Source organism: Myxacorys sp. (assembly GCF_059501405.1).
The window spans coordinates 1-25,151 of record NZ_JCACCM010000102.1 but is presented as its reverse complement, the minus strand read 5'-3'; the positions used below and the strand labels follow the sequence as shown (position 1 = coordinate 25,151).

The following is a 25,151-nucleotide window of genomic DNA, read 5'->3' as shown; positions in this document are numbered from 1 at the left end:
TGAAGCCTCTTGTTGTCTGGCTTCGACTACTGCCTATTTCCGATTAAGTCTAATGATGTTAAGTTCATCATGCCCAAAGTAGCGAGTCAGGGGAAAGAAAACGGCTAAACCACCCAGGATTAGACCCGCTAGTGTGGTTCGTACATAAACAGGCATGGAAAATCTTGTAAATAACCAAGCAGATGCTTTGAAAATGCTAATAAAGATCCATGCAATTAGCGCTCCTAAAATACCAAAGAGAATGGCGAAGGCAAAGTCATTTATCTTTTCAATGGAATAGACGGGAAAATTCCAGGTGGAACCAATTCCTAACTGAGTAATGAGGACAAAGACAACATAACTCGCACAGCTAGAAACAATAGCTGGCAAAATGGCTTCGTAATACTCTACAACATGCTGATGATGCAGAATTTCTAATGCAAAGAACGCTCCTCCTAAGGGTGCGCCAAACAGTGCCGTAAATCCAGCCGCCATTCCAGCAAGACTGAGCGGTTCCTACGGAGTTGCGCTTTGCGCTAATCGCAGCGCTTCTTCTTGCAAATGCAAGCGATCGGCGACCCATGTGCCGAGTGAACCTGTGACTTGCACCATTGGAGCTTCAGGTCCGAGACTGCCACCAGCTGAAATACTGATCAACGACGAGAGCAGCATTGAGGAATTTTCTCGCGTTTCAATTCGCCCACCGCGAGAGTGAATATTATCGACAATTAAGCCAATTTCACCCGGATTGCCAAGCACATGAATGACTAATCCGAGCGCGAATCCTGCTAACGGCATCACAATTAGCAGGCTCACGCCTTGAAACTCTCGTAAGACATGGGTGAATTGCTCTAGCACCGTCCAGTAGAGGCTGGCAAACAGACCACTGCATACTCCTATGGCAATCCAACACAGCAGCGATCACCATAAGCTGGGGGAATTACCGTTTCTGACTCGATCGAGTCAAGCGAAAACTCGACGGTTTCTAATAGGTTGTTTATTGGGTTGCACAGTCTAAATTCGTGGAAGTTAAGTATTCCGATTATCCCACGTCAATTCAACGAGCAACTTACGCAGACATTAACTGCTGAATACGCTGTGGCTCTTCGCCAAGCCAATCTGGGTTTTGAGCTGTACCATCGAAAATCGACGAAGTTTTGAAGGGTTCAAATTCTCCCCGTGCTCCGGCTTCTGCGGTTTTTGCTAATAATGCTTGCACCTGCTGATCATTCATGGGTTGAAACGATCGCACGGCCTCAAACGCTTGATCCAGAATTTCCATACTGTCGATTCCGGTAATTACAACTGATGTCGGTAGATTCAACGCATAGTGAAGACACTCAATCGGCGTTACTGTGTTTGATCGTAAAAGAATTCCATTTGCCATGCTTTTCATGCCCAAAATGCCAATGTTTTGTTTGACCAGTTCTGGCACAACTAGTTTTGCAAAGCTGCGGTAGTGAGCGTCCATCACATTGAGCGGCATTTGCGCGGTATCGAAGTGGAATCCGTGTGCGGCGGCTACTTCGAGCATGTGTAGATGAACTTGAGGATCTTTGTGCCCAGTGAAGCCCATGTAGCGAAGTTTGCCAGCTTTCTGCGCCTCGATGAACGCGGCATGTGACCCTTCTTCGTCAAAAATACGATGCGGATCTTCGTAGCGCAGAACTTCGTGGTGTTGAACCAGATCAATGTGGTCAACTTGAAGGCGTTGCAGGGATTCGTCTATCTGTTCTGCGGCTGCTTTTTTGGAGCGTCCGTCAATTTTGGTCATGAGAAACACTTTGTCGCGGTAGCCATTCCGGAGTGCTTTGCCCATGCGAATTTCGCTGACTCCATCGTTGTAATCCCAGCAGTTATCCATAAAGGTAATGCCTCGATCGATCGCGGTGCGAGTAATCCGGATAGCGAGGGGTTCATCAACGTGCTTTAAACCGAGATGCCAACCACCAAGTCCGATCGCGGAGACTTTTTCTCCTGTGTTGCCGAGTTCTCGATACAGCATTTCTGAGTTTGACATCTTTTGTTCTTGCTCAACTGGTGAATGAAATTAAACTAAGCCTCTAACCTCAGGGCATCTAGAATCAGCGCAACTAAAATCAGTGCGGCTATAGCTCAGTGTGTATGTTGATCGTGATTTCATTCGTGACTCTAAGCATCATCCGATGGTTGGAAGCTGAAAATTGCTCAATCTGCCTAACCAGATCGTTGCTGCATTCAAGATTCCATAGCTCAAAATGGATTGCTATATTGGCACGTGCAACTCGCTTAGAGATTTTCTTGCTTTGGCAGTTGAAACCTTTAGACACAAGGTTACCTGTCATAGCTAAGAATCATAGCCAGGATCGGTTGAGCAATTCTAAGAAAAAAGCAGGCAAGCTGCCTGCTCTAGTGGATTGATTAATGGTGTAATCCGTTTTTAGATACTTCCGGTTCTGGTGTACTCTTCACGGTGCGAGTTTTCTTTCCAGCATCTGCGTTATTCAGCGTCGGTTCTCCAGATTTAGTAGTAGTCCGACGACGAGTGCGTTGAGGGCCGTTCACCATGCGAAATTCTTCGCTGTTTTTGCCATATCGAGAGGCAATGCCAAATAACATTCGCTCACTGATATCTGCGATCGCTTTTTCTTTCTCGCGCACGAGGCTAGAGGTTTGATCAATCGTTGCCAATGCGGTGTTATAGGATTCAACGATTGTGCGGGTTTCTTCAATCAAGGTTGAGAGTGCTGCGATCGTGAGTCCATTGCCCAAATCGAGGGACGGATCAATGGATTTCAAGCTGGCAATCCGAAGTTGCGCTCGCTCAAGCGTTTTTGAGTTTCTTTGACGCGCCATAAGGGTAGATTTTCCTTTGTTGTAAAGAATGCTTTGAGCCTAATCAGTGTAAGGAGCAATCTCCACCCGTATTCATCTGTAAATTAAGCGTCATTGGATAAAAAGCGTTGTTTATTTCAGTAAATTTGCGATCAAGATCTGATTGTTGCAACACGCGCTTGTGATTCTTCGCAACTCGCGGAGCGATCGCAGAATTATTTTTGAAATTGAAAGTTGAATGACAAGATCACGGAGTCAAACGCTGCGATACAGTAGCCCATTAACTGCGATCGCGGGATTCACTGCCGTAATCTTTCTATTTCAATACAAATTCTCATTACCATCTAAGTAAATGACGCAAATTTATTTGCGTTTCTAAGTTTCGCTTTGAGAATCGCACTCGTTGAAGCAGCAAACGCACAATTGCTTTGCAAAATTTACCCAATTGAGTTGGGTATTTTACTTGTGCAAGCCCTGCTTCAAGATTTGAAGTCTCTCAGCCAAGAGATCAGGGACATTATTTGCTTCCAGCATTAACTGATCCAAAACAAGATCGACCTGATGTAGCGTCTCAGCCCGAAAAATAGACCGAATATCTTGACCAAGTAGATAAATTGCAGCCTCTAGATATTCAAGTCTTCCAGTAGCGAGTTCTTCAGCAAGTTCCTCGTATACTCGCTGATCATCGCTGTAATGCTTCAAGATAAAGTCAATATCGTCTAGATCTTTGCTTGTTCGTCCTCGACGATCGCTCCAGGCAAACAGCTTTAGCACCACAAAAGCAGGTGTATCCACAACCTGAAACTCAAGATCATCAATTAATTTTGTGGTTGCGCTGCATAGCGCTTCTTCCAAACCCATCACATTCATTTGATTGCCGTCAGACCACTCAATTTGTTGATCTGGTTCTCCGATTGCCCCAAACGGCACAATGTCTACTTCTGTTTTGGTTTCAATATGAATAAATTTATGAGAAATTTGGGTTGCGCTAAAGCGGGGAGGTACTCCTTGGGTCATGCGATCGCGCACCATTTGAAAATTTGGCCAACTTGTAACCGGAATTGCGATGTCCCAGTCTCGTGTACTGCGTCCGCTAACGTTGTGCTGCTTGTCAAACACAAGTAATCTTGCTCCAGCCCCAACAATCAGCATGGGTAACTCTAAAGAATCGATAACTTCTTTGAGATCTGCTAAAACTTTTTTGTCTCTAGACTCCAACATCATTCGCCCTCGGAGCAATGTACTCGTCAAATAGACGATTAGCCGTTTCGCGTACCCGATCGTCATGAATCATCTGCAATTCAGCGTGAACTAGTAACGGATCAGCAAGAATCGAAAACCGATTATTATTCCAGGCGTTACTCATACCAAACTGCCGCACAAATGAGATTTCTCCTTTAGGACTAGGTTTTAGCTTGAGCTTCACAAAGATGGAGCGATACTCTTCAGGTACATGCAACGTTGTAGTTGTGGAGCGCAGGTAATCTGTCGCGATTGCGGCTCCTAATTCCCCGCCAATCAGATATCCATACTCTTTCGCATGTTGAGTGATATCATCAGCAACTTCAGAAAACGTGCGTTGCCCAATCGGTGTAAACGTATTAATCAATAACTTAGGACGCAAGCTCTCGACATAGCCCATTTCCCAACGCTCTAAGAGTTTGATGTAATCGACTATGTAATAGCGATTCCGCCTATGCTGAAGATAGCCGAGCCGCGCAAGTTTTTCTAACTCATTTTTTACAGTGCTGCTCGGAATTCCTTGAAATTCAGCAAGAGTAGACTCGAAATTAGATGATCCCAAATTTTTTAGATCTTGCAGCAAGCTGTAGATGATTTGCAGAGAAGTAGATGTAATTTCAGAGGATTTGCTTCCTACTTCTAAATGGCGTTGACGACGCACTAATGCATAAATGCCTGGACTGTTGAGGTAAAGATCACCTGCTGTATCAACAAACTCAATATTTTGCTCAAGTAGCTGCTCAATCACCGGGTCAGACAAGTTTTGAGTAATTAACAGCGATCTCTGTCCATCGTTTAATCGGTGCTGGAGTTGAATGAGATATTCAATTGTGAGCTCGACCGTTTCACTGGTTACATCTGATCTAATTTCACAGATATATTCAACTCGCCGATCAGAATTCTCTACAATCAGTTGACCATACGCCAAAACCCAGGGTGTCATGTAAGGCATCGCCTCAACCCTTGCCTGAAAATTGGGCAACGCTTCAAGTTGCTTCACTGTTTTTTGCAGTAAAGGATGCTTAGGCTGCATAAAAATATTTTTATTCGAGATGTGCCTATTCTATTACGCGCTATCTTCCGGGTAGAGATCGAGGTATAAAGAGCAAACAGTTTCTACGTTGCGTCGATCTTCCTGTGCGATCTAAAGCTCTTGCGTGTCTAATTTCGATTGTTATTAGTTGGCTGACTTTTTTTATCTTCAGTACACCCGCGATCGCTGCAATTGCGCAACCCGATCGCACGCCGTTAACGCTGGAACTTCTGCAAGAACGGCTGCGATCGCCAATTCCCAGTGAAGGAACTCGCATTCTCGACTTGCGGCGTATGGAGATCGATTTGCGTCCCGAAAATAGCGCATTTCGCGACCAGTTTTATAGTTTGCTACAAGCAAATCTTCAGCGCCCCGGCGCACCTATGGGTTTAGATCTGAGCTACTCCCATATCGAAGGCGATCTAACGATTAGTAAGTTAGGATTACGCGCTCCGTTCTATGACGGTGAAGCACTTTCGCCGATTTTTACCCCAACAGAACAGGCACAACTAAAGCGCGATCGTCGCCGTCTCTATCGCCTCAGCACCCTCTCACAATCGTTGCTCATTACTCCCGCAAAAGACACAACTCTCACCGCACCTCTGCAAATTACAGTCTTTCGGGGTTCGCTCAAACTAATGCAAGCCCGTGTCACCGGAATTGCAGACTTTTCCAACACATTTTTTCTCAATCGCGTCGAAGCGCAAGGAACGCAGCTTCCCGCCGGAGCAAATTTGACGCAAGTTCGGTTTAGTTTGCCTGCCAGTTTTGCCAGTGCTAACTTTGGGCGAGACGTTCAGCTTCGCAACAGCATTTTTTTTGGCAAAGCCGACTTCAATCAAGTGCAGTTTCGCGGCAACGTTAATTTTCAGGGCAGCGAGTTTCAAACCACTGCAAACTTCAATCAAGCGGTGTTTTATCAGCCTGCTAATTTTGTGCGCGTGCAGTGGCAAGGCAACGCCGACTTTGCTCAGACTCGGTGGCGAGAGCAGGTGCAGTTTAGCAGAGGAAAATTTAGCCAATCGCTTTTTCTCACCGATGCCACATTTGAGAAATCGGCGATATTCCGAGATGCACAGTTCGATCGTCCGGCAAATCTGCGCGGAGCCACCATTCTCGATCGCGCGGACTTTAGCTACTGCACATTTGGCAGAAATGCCTACCTCAACGTTCCCGGACTGCAGTTTGATGCCGACGAAGCCAAAATCTTTGGCGATCCAGGACAAATTGGGCGCGTCATCTCTGTACCAACCTTGTCCGGAAACGAAAATTTGTTGCGTGAGTTGATCCGCAACTTCCGCCGCTTAGAACAGATTTCCGATGCCAATCAAATCGATTATTTGCGGCAACAACTGCGATCGCGCCTCCTGCTCCAACAAGTAATTGGCACAAATCTCAACAGCGCCAGTTCTGACCAACTCCAACGCATCGGATTTACCCTAAAACAAGCGAATGTGATTGTGCAACGCCGAGATCAGCAGCCGTTTCGCAATCGCACGGAATTGCTGAATCTCGATGAAATTGGCATCGCCACTTATATTAATGTGCGCGATCGCATCATCACGACCGAGCCACTTCCCCCCCTACTGGATGCCTGGAATCGGACTTCTACCGCGATCTCATGGCTCGGATTAAGTCTACTCCTGCTGCTGAGCCGAGATGGAACAAGTTTTTGGCTGATTTTTGGAATTGGACTTGTCACCGTTGCCTACTTCAGCATTTTGTTTTGGATCAGCGATCGCTGGCGCAGACGATATCCAAAACCCATCTTGCCCACGCTAGAAGAAACCATTTGGGTAATCGTTTTAGCAACTGTTTTGACCGTATTAGGACTCACTGCCATTTTTCAAACTGCCGATCGTCCTTGGATCACGCTTTTAAGTTGGTCAATCGTCGCCGTTCCGATTCCCTTGCTGCTGCTCCTACTGCTTTACCGCCAAGGACGCTATCATCCTCTTCTTGAAACGAGCTACTTCATGGAAGAAGGCACATTACGTCAACTGCGAATCTTAATTGGACGCTTGCCCACAATTCCTCGTTATCCACTCTTTCGAGAACGCTATCTTCCCATTCCCTGGAACAAACGCTGGAACTGGCTCAACTATTTTGACTTCAGTTTCAACAATTTTCTCCGCTTCGGCTTCAACGATCTGCGAATGCGCGACGAACATCTTCCCAGCCTGATTGCAACTTTAGTGTGGTATCAGTGGACGCTAGGAACGCTCTACATCGCGTTGCTGCTCTGGACACTTTCTAGAACCATTCCTGGACTTAACTTGTTAATCTACTTCAAATAATTTCCAAATAACTGGGAGCCAAATTTCTGCTAAATCATTTGAATTTGGATGAATTCGACCCAAAATTTCCAAAACGGTTGAATTCATCCTGTTTTTATGAGCAAAATTGGGGAAATATGGTTACGTACTGCTGTTTAGCCTCTCTAAGTAGACTGTCAGTAGAAACGGCAACAACTTTGTGAAAAAAAACGTCGAGAATTGTTTAATTGCCTACAATTGAGTCTCAATCTGATGAGTCTCAATCTGACTTCGACCCTTTCTTAAAAACCTTGTAGCTTTAGTCTTGGTGTGTGTTGAGGAAACCTGTGAAAACGAACAAGCGTCCTGTTGCGTCTAAAAAAGCTCCCCCGTCTAAAAAAGCTCCCCTAAAGTCTCGTAAACCTGCCAAACCCAAAGGAGTACGATTACTTGGGTTGACATTTTGCTTAGCGGGCGTCGCCATGATTTCTGCAACCGCAGGCGCTTTACTGGCCGTCTCTCTTGCCAGCACTCCCCTGATGCAGCGACAACTCAGCCCCGCCGAAGCCTCAATTTTTGGCAAAGGAGAGAAATTTTCAAGCAATCCTAGTTTGCGCCTACCAGAATTGACTCGCCCGGTTAACATCCTAGTGATGGGCGTGAAAGTTCTCACCTCAGATCTCAAAAATCCCCCTGCTGATACCCAAAATCAAACCTATCATGCGCTGGTAAATTCGTTTGAGGGACTCACCGACACCATGTTGCTACTGCGGTTTGATCCCGAAAAGCGCAAGCTCAGCGTGCTGTCGGTTCCGCGAGACACCCGGACTTATATTGCCGATCACGGCATGACCAAAATCAATGAAGCCAATTATTACGGCGGTCCTGCCCTAAGCGCCAAATCTGTCAGCGAATTGCTCGGCGGGGTGGGCATCGATCGCTACGTCACCATCAACGTGCAGGGAGTGGAAGCCCTGCTTGAAGCCCTCGGCGGTGTCACCGTTCATGTTCCAAGAGACATGAAATATCAAGACGATAGCCAACATCTCTACATCAATCTCAAAGCTGGACGCCAACATCTCAACGGCAATCAAACGCTTCAGTTACTCCGCTACAGGTACGACGAGAACGGCGATATTGGCAGAATTCAGCGCCAGCAGATGGTCATGCGTGCCTTAATGGAGCAAGCGTTGAATCCAGCAACCGTAGCTCGTTTTCCTAAAATTTTGTCGGTTGTGCAATCTCACATCGACACCAATCTAACCGTAGAAGAATTAGTGGCGCTCGTTGGCTTTGGCACTCAGGTAAATCGGTCCAACACGAAGATGCTGATGGTTCCGGGTGAGTTTAGCTCTCCAGGAGAATATACAGCGAGCTACTGGTTGCCGCACCCGACAAAGATCCAAGAGCTAATGGCAAAACATTTTGACTTTGGCACAAACAATCTTGAAACCCCCGATCCTAGCGCTCTAAAAATTGCTGTTCAGGACAGCACCAATCAAGAGAAGGGACTGCAAAGCGCAATGGGAGCATTGCAGAATGCGGGGTATACCAATGTTTACGTAGGTAAGCCGTGGAGTGAGCCGTTAAGCGTGACGCGAATTGTGGCAGAGTGGGGTGATGTTAGCAGCGCTGAAGCGGTGCGACGTTCTTTAGGCTATGGTGAAGTCCGCATTGAAAATACAGGGGATTTGCAGTCAGACATCACGATTCAGTTGGGTAAAGATGCCCTGCAACCACCGAAGAAGTCTGCTTCATCAACAAAGGGAACGCTAGAGAGCCGTAAAGATGCGCCTCGACTGATTTTACCTTCGACCAATTAGGCTAAAGTTTCGTTAGGGTGGGTTGTGCCTTGCGCAACTCTGAAGGAACCGCTCTATGCAAGTCCGATGATGCCGTAGTAGAGGCAAGCAAGGCTGCCAACGATGTAAACAAACCAAGTTCCAAAAAAGCCGATTGCACGAGCAGGAGACGGCCCGTAGGTTTGAATTAAGCCCCATGCATGAAAAATTCGAGCGATCGCAAGTGTTCCGCCCAGCAGCCACACGAGCCAAGCAGGAGACGGCGCTAATTCCAAGGCAATGATAAAGAGGAGCGCTAGCGGAACGTGTTCTGTGAAATTGGCGTGTGCTCTCACCGTTCGTTGCAGCACGCCATCTTCGATCGTTTTGGGTGCAACTGTTTTTTGGCTTATTTGATCAATCCAAACTGCCCAACGATTCGGATTTTTTAGATAATCGGGCTGGGTCGCAATATCAGTGCGCGATTCGCCGTGCCAAAGTTTGGTGCGGGTGCGCTCCATCACGACAAGGTAAGACAACGCAAAGGCAATTAACCCGTGGATACCGATTAAAGCGGTTGAAATCGGAATTGGATTTATCATGACTCTTTGTTCTGAACCATTCACTCATCATCGCTTGTTGCTGTCTCTTTGATCGCACAACTCCAAGTTGGAAGAAGCTGGGACATGCAGAGCGCACTTTACTCCTTTTCGCCTCATTGTGCCGCTCCTAGGTTGCGCTGTGACATTCAGTTTCTGGTTCAGTAATTAAAGTGCTGAGCGTAGAGCGATATCGAGAGGTGACGATCGCTTGTTTCATTGTTACTGCCCCAGTCGCTATGAAAATGCTTTTTGCCCAAGCAACTTACATTTGTCGCAAGACATCTCGAATCACATTCGCTTCAACTTGATCAGTGAGGATCACCATTCCAATCTGTCTTGGCAGCACAAATCGGACTTTGCCCTCTTTTACCTTTTTGTCCGATTGCAGAGTATCCACGATCGCATCAAGATCCATACCGTCCGGTAAGCGAGTTGGCAGTCCTGCTTTCTCAATTAAAGCAACTTGTCGATCGCTGCTTTCTCGATCCCAAAGTCCCATCTCAACTGCGATCAATCCTGCCGCTACCATGCCGATCGCAACCCCTTCGCCATGATTCACCACGCGATATCCGGTCAAACTTTCTACCGCATGTCCGATCGTGTGTCCGTAATTGAGAATTTCTCGTAATCCTGATTCTTTCTCGTCTTTACTCACCACATGAGCTTTGGCTTGGCACGAACGAGTCAGAATTTCTTGCAACAGATCTTCGCTGACAAAACGGATTTGATCGAGGCGATCCGTGTTCTCTAACTTCTCGAACAGTTCACTATCCCAAATGATGCCGTATTTGATCACCTCTGCGATCGCGGCTCGAAACTCACGAGCAGGCAACGTACTCAATACCTGCGGATCGATCAACACCAATCGCGGCTGATGAAATGCCCCAATCAGATTTTTACCTTTGGGATGGTTGACTCCTGTCTTGCCCCCAATCGCCGCATCCACCATCGCGAGTAGTGATGTTGGAACCTGAACCACATTGATTCCACGCAGCCAGGTTGCCGCCGCAAACCCAGTCATGTCGCCCACAATACCACCACCAAGCGCCACCATCGTAGACGATCGCTCTAAATGATTTTCTAACGCTGCATCATAGATCTTCTGAAGCGTTGCCGGAGTTTTGTATCGTTCTCCCGCAGGCAGAATGCATTGACTAACGGTAAATCCAGCGTTAGTCAACGAATCAATCACCCGTTGTCCGTAGTGTTTAAATATTGTTGGATTTGAGACGACGAGAACTTTTTTGCCCAACTTTTTGATCGTCTCGCCTGTCATCTGTGCGCCGATCTGGTCGAGATTATGGGATGCGATCGCAATCTCATACGAGTTTTGAGGCAACGCAACGGGAATCACAGCTTGCATGATCACAACTTCCGCAAAAAACACTCACTCGCTCATCTTACTACTGAGCAAGAAGAACCTCCATTTTGAGCAGACGAAGAATGCGAGTCAAGTCTCTTCATCTAACTCACTTTTCACGCGTTGAGCAGTAAGTCGAGCGTGATGAGGTTGATGCCTCTTCTAAAACAATAGTAAAGAACTCGGTTGTAAGCTTCTGTAAATAGTCCTCCAAACTTTTGTATAGTGCTGTTAGGACTATTGGAGAAAAACGTATGGCTGTTGTGACCTATTTGGCTCTGGTGGGCGGTGCGATCGCACTTGCATTCGGACTTTATACCGCCTTCCGTGCTATCAAGCTGATTTAGAGCATCTGGCGTAGTTCGTAGCTCAAGTCAGGTTACGAACTGCGTTTCTTCTGTGAGCGACCGTTTGGAAGACCGCTCAGTTTAAACACGTCATACAGAGTTGAGCAGTACGTTGTCATGCCGAACGTAGCCGGGCTGACAACATTTTGATAGGTGAAATAACGGTAGTGGAGCGAAAAATGTTCCCAATCGCCCATTTGAATGCGAAATAAGAAAATCAGAAAATCGGCTAGCCGCAGCGAGAGCGGAACGCGAAAATAAATTCGTTGGCTGAAATAGGTAGAGGCGGCCTCAATCGTTTGATCAACAGTCAGCGCTTCGTTACCGAGGACTAGATCGCGGCGCTCGGTGGCGGGATGCTGAATCAAGTAGAGCACCACTTGAGCAATGTCATAGCCATGGATGAAGTGAAAACTACCCTCCGCGCTGAGAAACCGAATCAGCTTGATCCACTTCATCACATCGGCAATGCCGGACGAGAGATGCGAGTAGGGATAGCGGTCGCCCCCACCGAGTACAAGAGTTGGAAACAGGGTCGTGAGCTTAGGCGCAATTCCTTCGATCGCTAACTCGGATAGTTTCTCGTGACAGCGATATTTTGACTGAATATACGGGCTGCCAATCTCATCGGCTTCCTTGAGAATTTCGTTCTCCCGGCTCAAAATGCTCGCGGTCGAAAAATAAATGACTTGCTCACAGCGATCGGGGTCGAGCAGATTCATCAGCTTAATCGTGCTGACCACATTGATCTCATGAACATCCTCGCTACCCCAGTCGGTGTGAGCCACAATTGCACAATCGATCGTTTGCAGTAAGTCTTTGTACTGCTCAATCTCTCGCACGTCTGCTTGCAGAACCGTAATTCCAGGGCGAGCCTGAACGTCAAACTTTAGCTTGTTAGGACTTCTGACAAGCAAAAACAGTTCATGCTGCGTGTTCTGGATTAATGATTCAACAATGTAGTGACCAATGCATCCACTTGCACCCGTCACAAAAATTCGCTTTGAGGTCATGAGAGAGGGGGAAGCTAGAGGTTAGAAGGCGAGGAAGCGCGATGAGCCATGGATCATCAGTAAGAGCTATGAATTAACAGAATAAACTCAAAACCCATAACTTATACCGCAAAACTCTCGAATCCTTACTCTAAACCCCCAATTTCTAATGAGTTGATGGTGCAAGGAACTGATCAACCTGTTTCGCCGTTTCAAAGAAGAATGCCGCATTTTCTTCTGGGGTTTTTGGCAGAATGCCGTGACCAAGATTGAGAATGTGCCCCCGATGACCAGCTTTGCGGATCGTATCAAGGATGCGATCGCGGATAAACTCTTTCGACCCAAACAGCACGCCGGGATCAATGTTGCCCTGGACATTCATCTCTTTGCCGAGGCGGGCCCGTGCATCTGCCATGTCTACCGTCCAATCGACGCTGATGATGTCTGCGCCCGATTTTGACATCCGCTCTAAAACGCCCGCACTGCCACTGACCAAGAGAATAAGCGGCGTATCGGGGTGAGTTTGTTTGATTTGGCGGAAGACGCGCTGTTGATAGGGCAAAACAAACGTGTCGTAATCTTGCGGACTGACTTGACCGCCCCATGAATCAAACATTTGCACGACCTGAGCGCCGCAGTCGATTTGGTAACGGGCATAGACCGCGATCGCGTCTGCCAGCTTTTCAAGCAAGCTATGCAAGATGGCAGGCGTCGAGAACGCCATATTTTTGATGATCGAATAGGTTTTCGAGCCTTTGCCTTCTACGGCGTAGGCAGCGAGTGTCCAGGGTGCGCCCACAAAGCCCAGTACCGTCGATTGGTTGCCGACTTCTGAGCGCAGCGCGCCCAGAATTGGCTTAATAAACGGCAGCGACTCCTCCGGTTGCAATGGCCGCAGCGCATCGATTTGGGCTTGCGATCGGATCGGGTCTGCAATAATCGGGCCTTTTCCTTCGGCAATGTCCATGTCGATCCCCAAACCGGGCAGCGGGGTGACAATATCGGAAAACAAAATTACGCCATCGGGCTGAAAGGCTTTCCAGGGCTGCAATGAAATCTCGATCGCAACCTCTGGAATCTCGGAGCGCTCTCGAAACGAAGGGTACTTCTCCCGCAGATCCCGATACGCCTTCATGTAGCGCCCTGCCTGTCGCATCATCCAGACTGGAGGACGATCTAACACTTCGCCTCGCGCTGCTCTTAACAAAAGTGGAAGTTGGGAAGAACCCGTCATTTCAGCCTCTTTGCTTTAATCAAATCTTTTGTTTTGTCCACTCCTTAGACTATCACCGGTAGTATCCGCTTTTGTCGTTAAGCCAGGGTTTGTAACAGTTTTGAAATAATGAAAGACGGAGGGAAATATAGGAGTTTCTCTACCTCAAGTTTCCAAGCTTTTATCCCTTAAGAATGATTAAAGTTTTAATGCCAATTAATATTCTGAAGTTGATCACATAGTTGAATTTAACCAAGGATCAAAAATATGTCTAAATTTGCTGCAAAAATCGCCTTAATCACTGCTCTCCTCGTTGCACCTGGTGCGTTGCCCGCTTTCAGCCAAACCGCTCCTGGCGGTGGCACTACTACCACCACTCCTGGTGATACCACCACCCAAGTCGATGATGACAACGACAATGGAGGAGAGAACGGTTATTGGGGTCTGCTTGGTTTGCTTGGTTTGTTCGGTCTACTAGGACGCAAGAGCCGTCGTGATGAAACAACCACAACCGCGTACCGGGATCCTGATGCTGTTAGTTCTACCCCCCGCGATCGCTACTAATTCGCTGGTTAACTAGCTTTAATCCGTAATTGACGCTCCCTCAATTACGGATTTTTTAATGCAGATCTGCGTCCCAGATGCCGATGTAGATGCGATCGCTACTGTTTCGCTCGATTACGCCCTCTAGACCGCCCTGCTCAAAGGTGTACTGATTCGTTTGCCGACGCGCCACCCGCTTGAGGGCAGCAAGAACCTCTGGAGGGGCTTGGCTGCCCAGCATGCCATTAACAGTGACTTGCATGACCAGCGAATCAACAGACGGGGCAAATGAAGCTTCGGTTTGGCGAACTTGACCAGAGCTGCGATCGAACAGATACGCCAATGAAATTTGATTGGGCACAGGTTCATACAAGGCGCTTTGGGTATCACCCCAGTAACCGCGTTTGGTTTGAACGGGCTGTCCGAGAGTGGCTTGCACCTCCTGCACAGACGTTCCAATCGGAAAGCCGGGAATGCGAGATGAGGGTTTAGCAGGACTCGATGGACGCTCTAAAATTTGTTCTACCGAATTATCTGGTGCGGGGGTCGGCTCTGGCGATGGAGGCGGAGTTGGGCTAGGACTGGGTGCAACGGGCGACGGAGAAGCTTGAGGCGGAGGCTCAGGCGTTGCTTCGACAGAGGGAGAGCTTGAGGGGGTAACCGTTGGAGTTGGACTCGTTGCGACAATGGGGGCAGGTTCGGGCTGCGATCGCAGCCAAACTGCCGCGATCGTCACTCCAACGAGCGTTAGCCCCGATACCGCCATGAGAATTAGAATGCCGCGATTAGGCTTGCGATCGGGGTTGGGGAGCGGGTCTTCTGTCTTGGAAGGAGACACCATCGCAACGGTAGCTGGAGCCGATGGAGGAAGCGTTTCTGAATTTTGCGTGATTCCTTCCGGGTTGGGCGGTGCAACTCTGGGTAGTTCTGATGGAATGACGACCGCAGAACTGTTGGCAGATATTGAGTTAGAAAGTAGTGCCAGCCATCCGTCTACAGTTGCTGGACGGTGTTGGGCATCGATTGCCATCCCTCGAAGAATGGCTTGATTGGTGGAGGCACTTAACCGCCGTTGCAATTGGCGAGGTTCTGGCATGGGCTGATGTTGCCGCAACACAGATGCTACGGGAACTTGGGCGGTGACGAGGGCGTAGAGTGTCGCCGCGAGTCCATAGACATCAGTGGCGGGAGTGCGTTTATCGTGGGCGAGATACTGCTCAACCGGAGCATATCCAACCGAAATCATGTTGGTATGGGTTTGCATCGAGCCGGGAGTGAATTCGCGGGCAATGCCAAAGTCAATCAGGACGACCTCTTGGGTTCCCTCTCGCAGAATGATGTTTTGAGGTTTAATGTCTCGGTGCAGTAAACCATTCTGGTGCACCACGCGGATCGCCGCCCCGATTTGACGAATGTAGTGGATGGCGATCGCTTCGGGCAACGGATGATCAGGAAACACGACTTCTTCGAGCGTCTCACCGGGGATGTAGTCCATCACCATGTAAGACACGTCTGCTTCAATAAAAAAGTCGCTCACTCGCACAATATTAGGATGCACGCACATCGCTAACCGTCGTGCTTCATCTTGAAATTTGCGCTCAAACTCAGCACGGTTGCGATTGTTTGCTCCTCTAGACGCCTCGCTCTGAAACGCTTCATTCAGCGTTTTAATCACAACGACTTGATGAAGATATTGGTGAATGGCTTTGAACGTAATGCCAAAGCCACCCCGACCGAGTTCTTCAGTCAAGGTATATTTGCCGTTTTGTAACGATTTACCGATCAGCGAGGTCATCAGGCAAGGGGAATGAGGGACTCAGAGCGACAGCCAAACGTGCGATCGCTACGTTCTATTTTAGGCAACCTCTTCCACCAAGGGAATCGAACATTGAATCTGAGTGACGTTTTCCTTTGACTGAGACGGAGCAGAGAGTAGCGCTAAGCGACCGTTCATGAATTCTAAGACTGTTTGAGCAAGCAGCAACGAAAAGCTTGGAGACGCTCCTTTAGGACTGGAGGACGATCCTTTGAAGACAGATAGCGATGGAGTAGCGACAGACCCAGATGACGATGCCGTTTGTAATAAATTGGTCGCTTCCTGCCAACTTTCGGCGGGGCGATCGTCTTCGATCAGAATGTGAGCGAACTGCGAATCACAATGCACAGTCACCGCGATCGCGCCTTCTTGCATAAGTGAAACAGCGCCACTAATCAAACTGACCAGTACATAGCGCAACCATTTTGGATCAGTAAGCACGTAAAGGGAGTCATCGGGAAAGGCAATCTGAAATTTAAGGTTACGGTTTTCTGTTAACAGGTGAGTTAAGCCGTAAACCTCATTGAGAACGCTCGCCAACGATAACGGCTGAATCTCTAACGTACTGCTGCCATACTCTGCTTTTGAAACGTGAATCACTTCGTCGAGCAACTGCACTAGTTTGAGAGCAGATTCGTGTGCCTGCGCGATGAATTGGCGCTCTTCTTCGGGGCTATCGCAGAGGTCAGACAAGATCAGTTGGTGAGCGCCGATCAAACCGTTGAGGGGCGATCGCAGTTCGTGAGAGGTTCGCGCCAAAAACCCGGCTTTGAACTGAGCGAGTTCTATGGCCATTCGATGCGCGAGTTCTAGCTGTGTTCGCTCGGCTGAGTCTTGAGATGGGGTTTGGGTGCGTCTAGAGAATCGCTCTGATGTCAGTCCTAAGATGACGCGCCGCCGCTTGTTAACCATAAATCGATCATTCAATCCATGAACTGTTGCACAACAATACCCTCTTCAACTGGGCAGATGAGGGGTGAAAAAAGAATGAAGACTCGCTTCTTTTAACTTTATGAACAACTCATCACTGAATCACCCATAGCCATCCTGAATTGATTGTTCATTGCGCCTAGTTGATCTACTTGAGCTAATTTAATTCAGCTTGAAGCGATTTAAGAAAGCTTGACTCAAATTTAGAAAAGCTTTACCCAAAATCAATAATCGTTTATAGCTAATTAAATTTCGCTTAAACAAAACTTATCTATTAGTTCTCAAAATCAAATGATCAGAACTGCTAATCAAGTTTACAGTTCTCAAAATCAATAGTGCAGTTCTCAAAATCAATGTTCGAGATTGAGATTAAGCGATCGGCGTTTAGGAAATCTAGAACTGACTCTAAACTGGATTTTCCGTCGTGCAGCGATCTCCAATTTCTTCAAGAAATTGGAGATTTGAAATCACTAAACTTTGGGGTTGCTATCAACCAGAATCTCCAAAGTTCAGTTGAACAGACCCTTGACGTAGCACTTGCCAACCGTGATCGACCCATTTCACCACTGTAGAAGGCGTCCCAGAGGCAGGAGCATTGAGAACTGGAAATTCGCTAGGTGATAGGGTAAGCACGTCTGGAAATTGGGCTTCAATCTCAGGCATGGTCAACAAGGCAGGTTGCCCCGATCGATTCGCGCTCGTGGTCGCTAAAGCCCCAGTTTGCATCAGAACGGTTTGCGCGATCGCAGAGTTTGGCACACGCAAACCGATCGTGGTTGGATCGCTTGGATTCATTGTGAGTGGGACGCGATCGCTCGCGGGCAAAACCAGTGTCAATGCGCCAGGAAGATAAGTTTCTGCCATCTGCTGCCAAACCTTCAGTTCGTCATCGCTGCCCGTAACGTACTGCCACAGATCCGCGATCGCGCCTGCCATCAGAATGAGTGGTTTATCCAGACTGCGTTGTTTAGCTTGGAAAATCAGATCCGCACGATCGGGTCTAGCTGCGAGAGCGGGAACAGTGTCCGTCGGGAAACTCGCAAGATGACTGCCTTCTAAAAGAGCAGAGACAAGCGTATTGAATGGGACTTGAGGCATATCTAAGAAGTTCTCTGAAGTTCTCGCCAAACTTGAACTAGATTACCTTGCATTAGTCCTGATACAGCGTTGAGCGTATGCAGTTCTGGCAAATTTGGATTGAGCGCTAATGCTGTATTGATCGCCGCTTGAGCCGCCTTTGGACGAAAATCATACAGGTTTACAAACGCAAGATAGGCATGAGCCGCCGGATTTTTTGGATCAAGCTCTACCACTTTTTGAAACGCCGCGATCGCAGGCTCAGCTCGTCGCGCCAATACATTTGCCAACGCTAACCCATAGGCAAATTCTCGATTTTGCGGCTCTTGTTTGAGTCGATATCCTAGAATTTGCCGAGCTTGCCCCACATAGTCTTGCACCGGATCGTATTGATTGAGTCGGCTAATTTCTTCAAAGATGGCGCTCAACTGAGTCACACCGTTTCGCATTTTAGTAGCGAGCGATCGCAGTTGCGTTACCGAATCAGGCTCTTGAATAGCAGATGCGGCAGCTTGGGTGTTGAGCGTCAACCGCACGTCAGGAACAGCAATGTCATACGTGTCTTGAGTCTCGCGGTTGAGATAGGTCGCTTTGAGCGTGTATGTGCCTTGAGCGGCTTTTGGAGGCAGAGCCGCGATGCGTTCAACGACTTGTAGTTGGGCCGTGTCATTTTGGGCAGAAGGTTGAAGCGTGCCAAGCGCGATCGCGTGATCATGAAACCATCGATTCACGCGAGGCGCACCGTTAGAAGACGCTTCAGAAGAAGTGTTATCTCGTTGCCACGTCAGCAGAACCAAGCCCGATCTCAAGTCTTTCCAAGCTCCTGACCAGCGATAGGTGATGGGCATTGCCGTGCCAGATGCGCCTTGATTCGGAACGCGAATCTGCTCCAATCGAACCTTTTCGAGTCGAACGTTTGACTCTACTTTTCCAGGCTGCACCTGCACCTTGGGAACCGTTCGATGATACAAATTCAACTGCGTGCGATCGGGCAATGACCACGATTTTTGCAGCCGAAACTCAGGACTTTTTGCGATCGCAGCAGTCAGGGCAGCTTGAGCATCCGTGCGACGAATTGCCCCTTGATTGCCCTCTTTCGTGATGAACCAGGAGAGCGATCGTAGATCTTGCCCGACTTGTTGCACGTTTGTTCCGACTTGTCGCCCATAGACTTGAAAGTTTCTTAGCGCTCCAAAGTAATTGAGGTTGTGTTGATTGAACTCGGCAAGGGAGGGCAGAACGCCAACAGTGCTTTTCACATTTGGAGCGGTTTGAATGATCTCATCAATCACGTCGGCGTGATGCCAGTTACTCGCGAGCACTGCCCGATGGTCGCGATCATCGGATAGCGTAGGCAACACTCCCAACGGCAACAGCCTCAGCACCATCAGCACTGCCGCTAAGCCCACTGCCCACCACCGAAACAGCCGCAGACGATCGGGAAATAACACCAATCCTTGCGCTAACAGAATTGACAACACGGGCAGCAATGGTGTGATGTAGCGATCGTCTTTGTTGACATTGAGCGAACACAACACATAAGCCCCCATTAAAAACACGAGCAGCCATCGCACTGATCGCCACCACAAAGCGTATACATCTTGTCGATAGCCACGCTTGCGCAGTCCGCCGTAGTCTACAGAACTGACCAACCGACCATTGACGATCGCGATATTGTGACTAACCACCGCCCGCTTCCAGTACAAAATCAGTCCGACCAATCCGATGATCAAGATTGGCAGCGAGATTAAATCGGGCAATTCTTTGAGATAGAACGTCCAAGCCGTGAGGCTGTTCAGCGGTGGATCGCCTTCTGCGATCGCAGAGTCTACCGTCGCTCGTTTCCCGGCCGTCAGAATCAACAGCCAATTCGTGCGATACCACGGCAAGCAGACATAAAGCGCGATCGTCAGCCCAATCACTAACTGAATCAGCTTGATCCAACGCCGTTTGCGAATGGCAAGAACCCCCAACCAAACGATCGGCGTCAATAGAAAGAATAGAGCCGTTTGTTTCGTCAGCAATGCCAAGCCAAACGCCACACCAAACGCGCTGACCCAAAGCCAAGGCTGCGCCTGCATTGGAATTGCGCCACCAAAGCTTTGAAACCCACGCACAATAGCCGTTGCCTGAACGATTACCCCGCCGGGGGAACTGCTTCGCAACGTCGCCATCAATCCTGGCTTAGTCGCTTGTGCTTTCCCCTCATCTGAAACCGTGGCTGTTTTATCAGTTGTTAACCACCACGCCGTCAGACACCAAAAGCTAAGAGACACCAGCGCCACGAGTGGAAAGTCGATCAGGAAATCCAAGCGAATTCCGTACAGTCCGGGGAGCAATAAACAGAGTCCTGCCGCCCACAACCCGACCTGAACGCTGAATAATCGAAGTCCTAACCCATAGACAGAACCCAGCAATATCGCGCTATAGAGCAGATTGACCAACGTTGACTCATCTGACCCGGCTCCAAACAAACTGATGACTGGAGCGGTCGAGATATAGACAAAGGGCGGAATTTTGGACGACAGCATCCAGAAACTCGTCCACCATTCGCCCGAAAACCATTGCGGATGCTGCAACGCCTTCCAGTAATTCAGCACTCCGGTTAAATAGTCTGCCTGATCCCAAGCGGGCACAGATTGATCGATCGCAAACCACAGTCGGTCTACGATCGCGCCGAGCAGCCAAATGCCTCCCAAAATCGGTAATCCATCAACCCACGCTCGTTCTTTCGCAATCACTCACTCACCCCACTGTTGCAATTCGCGAGCCATCCGCTGCTTTTTGTAGTTGAGAACACGACCAAAACTACAAAGAACAACTGATGAGCTACGAACTAATATGCTTGACCATCTTGATGTGCAGGATTCCTGCTTCCTCGAAGATGTCCCCTTCTGCAATGAAGCCGAGTTTTGTATAAAACTCTTTCACTGCGACTTGTGCGTGGAGCCGAACTTGAGCGAACTTTTTGCTTATCAAGCATTCTAAAGCCGATTCTGTTAATTTTCTCCCTATTCCTTGATGACGAAATTCTGACAAAACGGCAAGGCGCTCTAATTTAGCGACACGAGGTGCGATTTCTCTCATTCGCAATGTGCCAACCGGGCGAGTATCCAAGAAGGCTAAAAGATGCAGAGCTTGCTCATCCTTTCCATCAAACTCTAAAGCCGGATCGACGTTCTGTTCCTGCTGAAAGACGCAAGTTCGGATTTGAGAAATGGAGCCGCGCTGATCTGCAAAGTGCACGAGTTGAATGGATACATCAGACATAGAGGTATAGATCATCAGCAAACTTAAAAAATACTAATAGATTTGCTGTGAGTTTAAGCGCAATCATGCATGGGCCTGTCCAATCTCCATTCGCAGTTTAGCCAAGGCATATGAGCTTGGAGAACTTGAAGGAATCCGCGATCGCACATTGCCGCCGTACATCGCGATCGACAAAGCAACGGGCAACGAAACACGCTGTAAACCTGTTCTAGCGAAAACGCCAGCCTCATAATTGGCAGGAACGGGATAAAGGCTATTTGTTGGGTTAGCAGTTTAGGGAGAGCGATCGCAGAAGCGTTGGTCTTGCTGCATCTAAAACTTCTCGCCAATACCAACTTGCAGGCGACCCTCGCCCTGATCGTTGATGCCATACCCTGCTCGAATGACACCAAGCGGAGACCTTACGCGCACTCCTAGCCCAATTCCAAACCCCGTTCCCGATCGCCCCCGCTCAATACCAGGTTGACCCGAAACGGAGCGACTCGATCCTAGGTCAGACGCAAAATCGGCAAAAACAGCACCACCAATAATGCTGTAAATCGGGAAACGATATTCAGCCGATGCCAGAATGAAACTGCGGCTGATCGCAACTGTCCCTGCATCGTAGCCGCGCACCGAGTTAGGACCGCCCAAGCTAAACGCATTGTAAGGAGGCAAATCACCGATTGTCGTTCCTGCTTGCACATTGAAGGCAAAGACTTCAGGCTGTCCCTGCGCTTTTTCTAAATTGAAGATATTAACCGGAGTGTATTGAGAATAGTTTGCCTGCAAGCGATTAGACAGAATATTGCCGCGCCCGATCGGAATCGATTGATCGGTACTCAAGGTTAGAAGCGAACCGTTTGATGGGTCAATAAAATTATTGCGAGTATCGCGAGTGGCGGTGAAATTAATTGTGGTTAAGTCATCAATGCCAGTGCCGCTAAACGAAAGAGGATTCCCTCGTTCATCTTGACGAACTACATTTCCACTCCCATCCCGCAGGCTGATTTGCTCATAGTTGAGTCCTAGCGAACCATTCCAGCCTTCTCCGATTGGGCGATTCACCGCGACGCCGCCGCCAAATCGCCCTTCTCGGACGCGATCGCCGTTGGCTAATTCAATGTCATCATCAAAGACACGCGATGAGCCACGCCGCCGGAATCCATTAATTGTATAGCCCAACTTATCCGGTTCGCTCGCTCGGTACGGGCTCACAAAGCGTCCATCAAACTGCACATCTCGGGTTCCGACCAGTACGTTGCCGCCGAGTTCCTGTCCGACTCCGTTGAAGTTACGATCGCTGTAGCCAAAATTTCCAAACAGCCCCAGATCGTCGTTGTAGCCGCCGCTCACATTAACAGCACGCGATCGCGCTTCGGTCAGAACGTAAACGACTTGGGTTTGCCGCGCATCACCTTCGAGCGCAATCCGACCATTGTTAAATAAACCCGTTTGAAAGATACGCTGTAAATCTTGCCGCGCCAAGTCTTCTTTAAACACTTGTCCGGGTTTCAGTTGAATTTGCTGTCTCAAGAAGTCTTCTCGCGTTCTGCCGCGAATGGGTTCCCCTTTGTCAGTCGTCGGATTGCCATTCTCATCGGTAAAGCGAATTTGTACGCCACTAACCACGCCTTCTGCTACTTCTAAGGTTAAGATGCCCTCTCGGCTGGGAGTGACCGCTACAACTCGCGCCAAATTATATTGGTTCGCGGCATACCATTGATTAATCTGACGAATGCTTTGATTGATCGCGGTTGGACTAACGATCGCCCCAATTTGATTTTTGAAATAGCTGTTAGCGATCTCACTCGTCAATGCTTTCGCATTGAGTAATCGAATCGATCGCACGACAACAGGCTGCACTCGAAACGTAACGCTCAATCCATTCGGATTCGTCTGACTGCTCACACTGGCATTACTAAACAGTCCCGTTTCTAAAATTGCTGCCACGTCTGCCTGAAGCTGCGCGCCGCTCACCTGTCCGCCTAGCTGCGTGCGAATACTAGAACGGACAAGTTGCTGGAGTTCTGCGTCAGCTCCCAAGATTTGAACATCAGTGGCGATGACGACTAAATTGGGCGGTAAGGGTGCAGAATGAGGAACAGGAGTGGGAGCTTGAGCCGTGGGTCGAGGCGCTAGGGTCGGAACTTGAGAAGGTTGAGCCGTGGGTTGAGTGTTGGTCGGAATAATCCAGCTTGGCTGCCCTAGACTTGACGGCTCTGGAGCAGATGCGGCAGCAGAATTTGCGGATTCTGTAACAGGTTGAAACTCTTGATAGTATTGAGCCGACTCCTGAGATGGTTGAGCAGTGGTTTGTTGAGCAATGAGTTGATCGCTTGGTCGAGGCCGTTGAGACGTTGCTTTGGAAGGAATCGTAACGTCTTTAAGGTTACCAAAGTCTTTAGGCTTGCCAGAGGTGGCGGCTTGAGTTGAGAATTCTGGAGATGCAATTGGCTCTGCCAAGCTCCCAAGGATCTCTGGAGGAGCAACCGATATCACCGTTTTAGCCACCGTTTTAGCCGCTCCAGTCTCCGATGGAATCACCACGTCTTGAGGGGCAGTTGGGGTTAAATCCGGTGGGGCAGCCGTGGCGTTTTGAGCGGCATTGAGAGTAGAGAACGCTGCAAGCGTGCAAACGGTGACAGAAGAGAGACGCATAGCAAAACCAAACGATAACTGTAAATGATTTAGCGTGAGTTATTTATAGTCGGAAATGACAGAATTGGGATAGTTTATAACTCGTCATAAGAGATTTCTGATGCAGAGACAGAAGAGCGTGATTGCTTTGTAAGCCCCAACAGATCACTTCGCAAGCTCTAATAGATTGCGCTCTTCTGCTCTAAATTTGAGCCGAGCGGTTTTCTGGCTAAAGCCTACCATTAATAGTGAATTTAAGTAACGTTTAGAACCGCTTTGATGAAGCAGTTTGTAGTAATAAATGAAGCGCGATCGCTCTTTGGAGTTCCCCCGCCGATCCAACTTCTTTCATTTAAAGAAATTCTTTCTACAGCACGAATATGACGCAACCGAAACATGTTTTAGGCGTTCCTCCCAATGCTTGGTTTGATGATGAAACGACCGCAGATATATCGCGCCCGCCTTTACCCCCAACGATTATTTCACTCAAAACCGATACAAAGATCGTGCGGCTTGATCTTACGAAGTCTGCCTGTTTAGTCATTGACATGCAAAATGATTTTTGTCATCCTGACGGCTGGTTGGCTCATGTTGGCGTCGATGTCAGTCCGGCTCGACGTGCAATCGCGCCTCTACAGAAAATTGTTCCCATCCTACGTCAAATTGGCGTGCCAATTGTCTGGCTCAATTGGGGCAATCGTCCTGATTTGTTAAATATTAGTTCAGCAACGCGGCATGTTTACAATCCATCTGGAACGGGAGTTGGATTGGGCGATCCGCTGCCCAAAAATCAGGCTCCTGTTTTAATCAAAGAAAGTTGGGCAGCCGCGGTTGTTGATGAGTTAGAAAAACAGCCCAATGACATTAGCGTTGATAAATATCGCATGAGTGGGTTTTGGGACACACCGCTTGATAGTATTTTGCGAAACCTGGGCAAAACGACGCTCTTTTTTGCAGGTGTGAATGCAGATCAATGTGTGATGGTGACGTTGCAGGACGCTAATTTTTTGGGCTATGACTGCATTCTGCTGCAAGATTGCACTGCGACGACATCCCCCGATTACTGTTTAGAGGCAACGCTGTATAACGTAAGACAATGCTTTGGATTTGTTACCAATTCTATGGAGCTTTTCGCAGCGATAAAATGATGAACTACTCTAGATTGGATGTAGGTAATGATTCAACTTGAACCTATTCAATTTGGGCACAGAGTTAGGAGTAGTGAGCTGCTTGACTGACAGAAGTACTGGAAGTTGAAACGAAAGCTAGGAGGGAAGC

The 25,151-nt window shown here is 48.4% G+C and carries 20 protein-coding genes and 1 pseudogene; 5 read left to right on the top strand and 16 right to left on the bottom strand.

Translation table 11 applies throughout. The features are described 5' to 3' along the window. Window positions 1-33 precede the first annotated feature (33 nt). From AC5I6P_RS12735 to AC5I6P_RS12715, 5 genes and pseudogenes are all read right to left on the bottom strand, one after another. Window positions 34-777, bottom strand: a pseudogene (locus AC5I6P_RS12735) (chloride channel protein). Between the two features lie 271 nt (window positions 778-1,048). After that, a complete protein-coding gene (locus AC5I6P_RS12730) occupies window positions 1,049-1,999 on the bottom strand; it encodes an aldo/keto reductase (protein WP_495694136.1) in 951 nt (316 codons plus the stop codon). Window positions 2,000-2,379: 380 nt separating this feature from the next. Beyond that, the gene (locus AC5I6P_RS12725) at window positions 2,380-2,814 is read right to left on the bottom strand and encodes a hypothetical protein (RefSeq protein WP_495694135.1); all 435 of its coding nucleotides are present in this window, start codon (window positions 2,812-2,814) and stop codon (window positions 2,380-2,382) included. 438 nt (window positions 2,815-3,252) lie between these two features. Continuing rightward, the gene (locus AC5I6P_RS12720) at window positions 3,253-4,017 is read right to left on the bottom strand and encodes a nucleotidyl transferase AbiEii/AbiGii toxin family protein (protein WP_495694134.1); all 765 of its coding nucleotides are present in this window, start codon (window positions 4,015-4,017) and stop codon (window positions 3,253-3,255) included. Then, the gene (locus AC5I6P_RS12715) at window positions 4,001-5,068 is read right to left on the bottom strand and encodes a type IV toxin-antitoxin system AbiEi family antitoxin (RefSeq protein WP_495694133.1); all 1,068 of its coding nucleotides are present in this window, start codon (window positions 5,066-5,068) and stop codon (window positions 4,001-4,003) included. Before AC5I6P_RS12715 ends, AC5I6P_RS12720 begins: the two co-directional genes overlap by 17 nt. 104 nt (window positions 5,069-5,172) lie before the next feature. Between AC5I6P_RS12715 and AC5I6P_RS12710 the strand changes: the two genes are divergently transcribed. After that, window positions 5,173-7,365, top strand: coding sequence for a pentapeptide repeat-containing protein (locus tag AC5I6P_RS12710; RefSeq protein WP_495694132.1), 2,193 nt, complete (start codon window positions 5,173-5,175; stop codon window positions 7,363-7,365). Window positions 7,366-7,670: 305 nt separating this feature from the next. After that, the gene (locus AC5I6P_RS12705; RefSeq protein WP_495694131.1) at window positions 7,671-9,146 is read left to right on the top strand and encodes an LCP family protein; all 1,476 of its coding nucleotides are present in this window, start codon (window positions 7,671-7,673) and stop codon (window positions 9,144-9,146) included. Window positions 9,147-9,199: 53 nt separating this feature from the next. Here the strand turns inward: AC5I6P_RS12705 and AC5I6P_RS12700 are convergent, their stop codons facing one another. Then, a complete protein-coding gene (locus AC5I6P_RS12700; RefSeq protein ID WP_495694130.1) occupies window positions 9,200-9,706 on the bottom strand; it encodes an MAPEG family protein in 507 nt (168 codons plus the stop codon). 262 nt (window positions 9,707-9,968) lie between these two features. Beyond that, entirely contained in the window at window positions 9,969-11,069 is a 1,101-nt protein-coding gene (aroB, locus tag AC5I6P_RS12695; protein ID WP_495694129.1) for a 3-dehydroquinate synthase, read from the bottom strand. Between the two features lie 251 nt (window positions 11,070-11,320). Here aroB and petL point away from each other — a divergent pair, with 251 nt between their 5' ends. Next, window positions 11,321-11,413, top strand: a complete 93-nt coding sequence (gene petL, locus AC5I6P_RS12690) for a cytochrome b6-f complex subunit PetL (protein WP_495694128.1) — start codon at window positions 11,321-11,323, stop codon at window positions 11,411-11,413. 32 nt (window positions 11,414-11,445) lie between these two features. Here petL and AC5I6P_RS12685 read toward each other — a convergent pair whose 3' ends face one another. Together AC5I6P_RS12685 and hemE are read right to left on the bottom strand one after the other, a co-directional pair. Then, window positions 11,446-12,426, bottom strand: a complete 981-nt coding sequence (locus AC5I6P_RS12685; protein ID WP_495694127.1) for an NAD-dependent epimerase/dehydratase family protein — start codon at window positions 12,424-12,426, stop codon at window positions 11,446-11,448. 145 nt (window positions 12,427-12,571) lie between these two features. Further along, window positions 12,572-13,639: a uroporphyrinogen decarboxylase gene (gene hemE, locus AC5I6P_RS12680; protein WP_495694126.1), complete on the bottom strand. Its 1,068-nt coding sequence runs from the start codon at window positions 13,637-13,639 to the stop codon at window positions 12,572-12,574. A 246-nt stretch (window positions 13,640-13,885) separates the two neighbouring features. Between hemE and AC5I6P_RS12675 the strand changes: the two genes are divergently transcribed. Next, on the top strand, window positions 13,886-14,182 hold the full coding sequence (locus tag AC5I6P_RS12675) for a WGxxGxxG family protein (protein ID WP_495694125.1): 297 nt from the start codon (window positions 13,886-13,888) through the stop codon (window positions 14,180-14,182). A 55-nt stretch (window positions 14,183-14,237) separates the two neighbouring features. Here AC5I6P_RS12675 and AC5I6P_RS12670 read toward each other — a convergent pair whose 3' ends face one another. The 7 genes from AC5I6P_RS12670 to AC5I6P_RS12640 all read right to left on the bottom strand — a co-directional run bounded on the left by AC5I6P_RS12670 (window position 14,238) and on the right by AC5I6P_RS12640 (window position 23,894). Continuing rightward, a complete protein-coding gene (locus AC5I6P_RS12670; protein WP_495694124.1) occupies window positions 14,238-15,956 on the bottom strand; it encodes a serine/threonine protein kinase in 1,719 nt (572 codons plus the stop codon). 60 nt (window positions 15,957-16,016) lie between these two features. Further along, entirely contained in the window at window positions 16,017-16,889 is an 873-nt protein-coding gene (locus AC5I6P_RS12665; protein WP_495694123.1) for a sensor histidine kinase, read from the bottom strand. 507 nt (window positions 16,890-17,396) lie between these two features. Next, a complete protein-coding gene (locus AC5I6P_RS12660) occupies window positions 17,397-18,005 on the bottom strand; it encodes an L-threonylcarbamoyladenylate synthase (protein WP_495694122.1) in 609 nt (202 codons plus the stop codon). 2 nt (window positions 18,006-18,007) lie between these two features. Next, window positions 18,008-20,725, bottom strand: coding sequence for a phospholipid carrier-dependent glycosyltransferase (locus AC5I6P_RS12655; RefSeq protein ID WP_495694121.1), 2,718 nt, complete (start codon window positions 20,723-20,725; stop codon window positions 18,008-18,010). Window positions 20,726-20,813: 88 nt separating this feature from the next. Beyond that, on the bottom strand, window positions 20,814-21,254 hold the full coding sequence (locus AC5I6P_RS12650) for a GNAT family N-acetyltransferase (protein ID WP_495694120.1): 441 nt from the start codon (window positions 21,252-21,254) through the stop codon (window positions 20,814-20,816). A gap of 63 nt (window positions 21,255-21,317) precedes the next feature. Beyond that, window positions 21,318-21,440, bottom strand: a complete 123-nt coding sequence (locus tag AC5I6P_RS12645) for a hypothetical protein (RefSeq protein WP_495694119.1) — start codon at window positions 21,438-21,440, stop codon at window positions 21,318-21,320. A 126-nt stretch (window positions 21,441-21,566) separates the two neighbouring features. After that, window positions 21,567-23,894, bottom strand: a complete 2,328-nt coding sequence (locus AC5I6P_RS12640; protein ID WP_495694118.1) for a BamA/TamA family outer membrane protein — start codon at window positions 23,892-23,894, stop codon at window positions 21,567-21,569. 359 nt (window positions 23,895-24,253) lie between these two features. Here AC5I6P_RS12640 and AC5I6P_RS12635 point away from each other — a divergent pair, with 359 nt between their 5' ends. Continuing rightward, on the top strand, window positions 24,254-25,021 hold the full coding sequence (locus AC5I6P_RS12635; protein WP_495694117.1) for a cysteine hydrolase family protein: 768 nt from the start codon (window positions 24,254-24,256) through the stop codon (window positions 25,019-25,021). Window positions 25,022-25,151: the final 130 nt, after the last annotated feature.

Bases quoted from the DNA above. Each gene is read 5' to 3' on its own strand.
- AC5I6P_RS12675 (WP_495694125.1), top strand. From the start codon at position 13,886: ATGTCTAAATTTGCTGCAAAAATCGCCTTAATCACTGCTCTCCTCGTT.
- AC5I6P_RS12660 (WP_495694122.1), bottom strand. From the start codon at position 18,005: ATGCCTCAAGTCCCATTCAATACGCTTGTCTCTGCTCTTTTAGAAGGC.
- AC5I6P_RS12635 (WP_495694117.1), top strand. From the start codon at position 24,254: ATGACGCAACCGAAACATGTTTTAGGCGTTCCTCCCAATGCTTGGTTT.
- petL (WP_495694128.1), top strand. From the start codon at position 11,321: ATGGCTGTTGTGACCTATTTGGCTCTGGTGGGCGGTGCGATCGCACTT.
- AC5I6P_RS12720 (WP_495694134.1), bottom strand. From the start codon at position 4,017: ATGATGTTGGAGTCTAGAGACAAAAAAGTTTTAGCAGATCTCAAAGAA.
- AC5I6P_RS12640 (WP_495694118.1), bottom strand. From the start codon at position 23,894: ATGCGTCTCTCTTCTGTCACCGTTTGCACGCTTGCAGCGTTCTCTACT.
- aroB (WP_495694129.1), bottom strand. From the start codon at position 11,069: ATGCAAGCTGTGATTCCCGTTGCGTTGCCTCAAAACTCGTATGAGATT.
- AC5I6P_RS12665 (WP_495694123.1), bottom strand. From the start codon at position 16,889: ATGGTTAACAAGCGGCGGCGCGTCATCTTAGGACTGACATCAGAGCGA.
- hemE (WP_495694126.1), bottom strand. From the start codon at position 13,639: ATGACGGGTTCTTCCCAACTTCCACTTTTGTTAAGAGCAGCGCGAGGC.
- AC5I6P_RS12725 (WP_495694135.1), bottom strand. From the start codon at position 2,814: ATGGCGCGTCAAAGAAACTCAAAAACGCTTGAGCGAGCGCAACTTCGG.
- AC5I6P_RS12700 (WP_495694130.1), bottom strand. From the start codon at position 9,706: ATGATAAATCCAATTCCGATTTCAACCGCTTTAATCGGTATCCACGGG.
- AC5I6P_RS12670 (WP_495694124.1), bottom strand. From the start codon at position 15,956: ATGACCTCGCTGATCGGTAAATCGTTACAAAACGGCAAATATACCTTG.
- AC5I6P_RS12685 (WP_495694127.1), bottom strand. From the start codon at position 12,426: ATGACCTCAAAGCGAATTTTTGTGACGGGTGCAAGTGGATGCATTGGT.
- AC5I6P_RS12730 (WP_495694136.1), bottom strand. From the start codon at position 1,999: ATGTCAAACTCAGAAATGCTGTATCGAGAACTCGGCAACACAGGAGAA.
- AC5I6P_RS12715 (WP_495694133.1), bottom strand. From the start codon at position 5,068: ATGCAGCCTAAGCATCCTTTACTGCAAAAAACAGTGAAGCAACTTGAA.
- AC5I6P_RS12650 (WP_495694120.1), bottom strand. From the start codon at position 21,254: ATGTCTGATGTATCCATTCAACTCGTGCACTTTGCAGATCAGCGCGGC.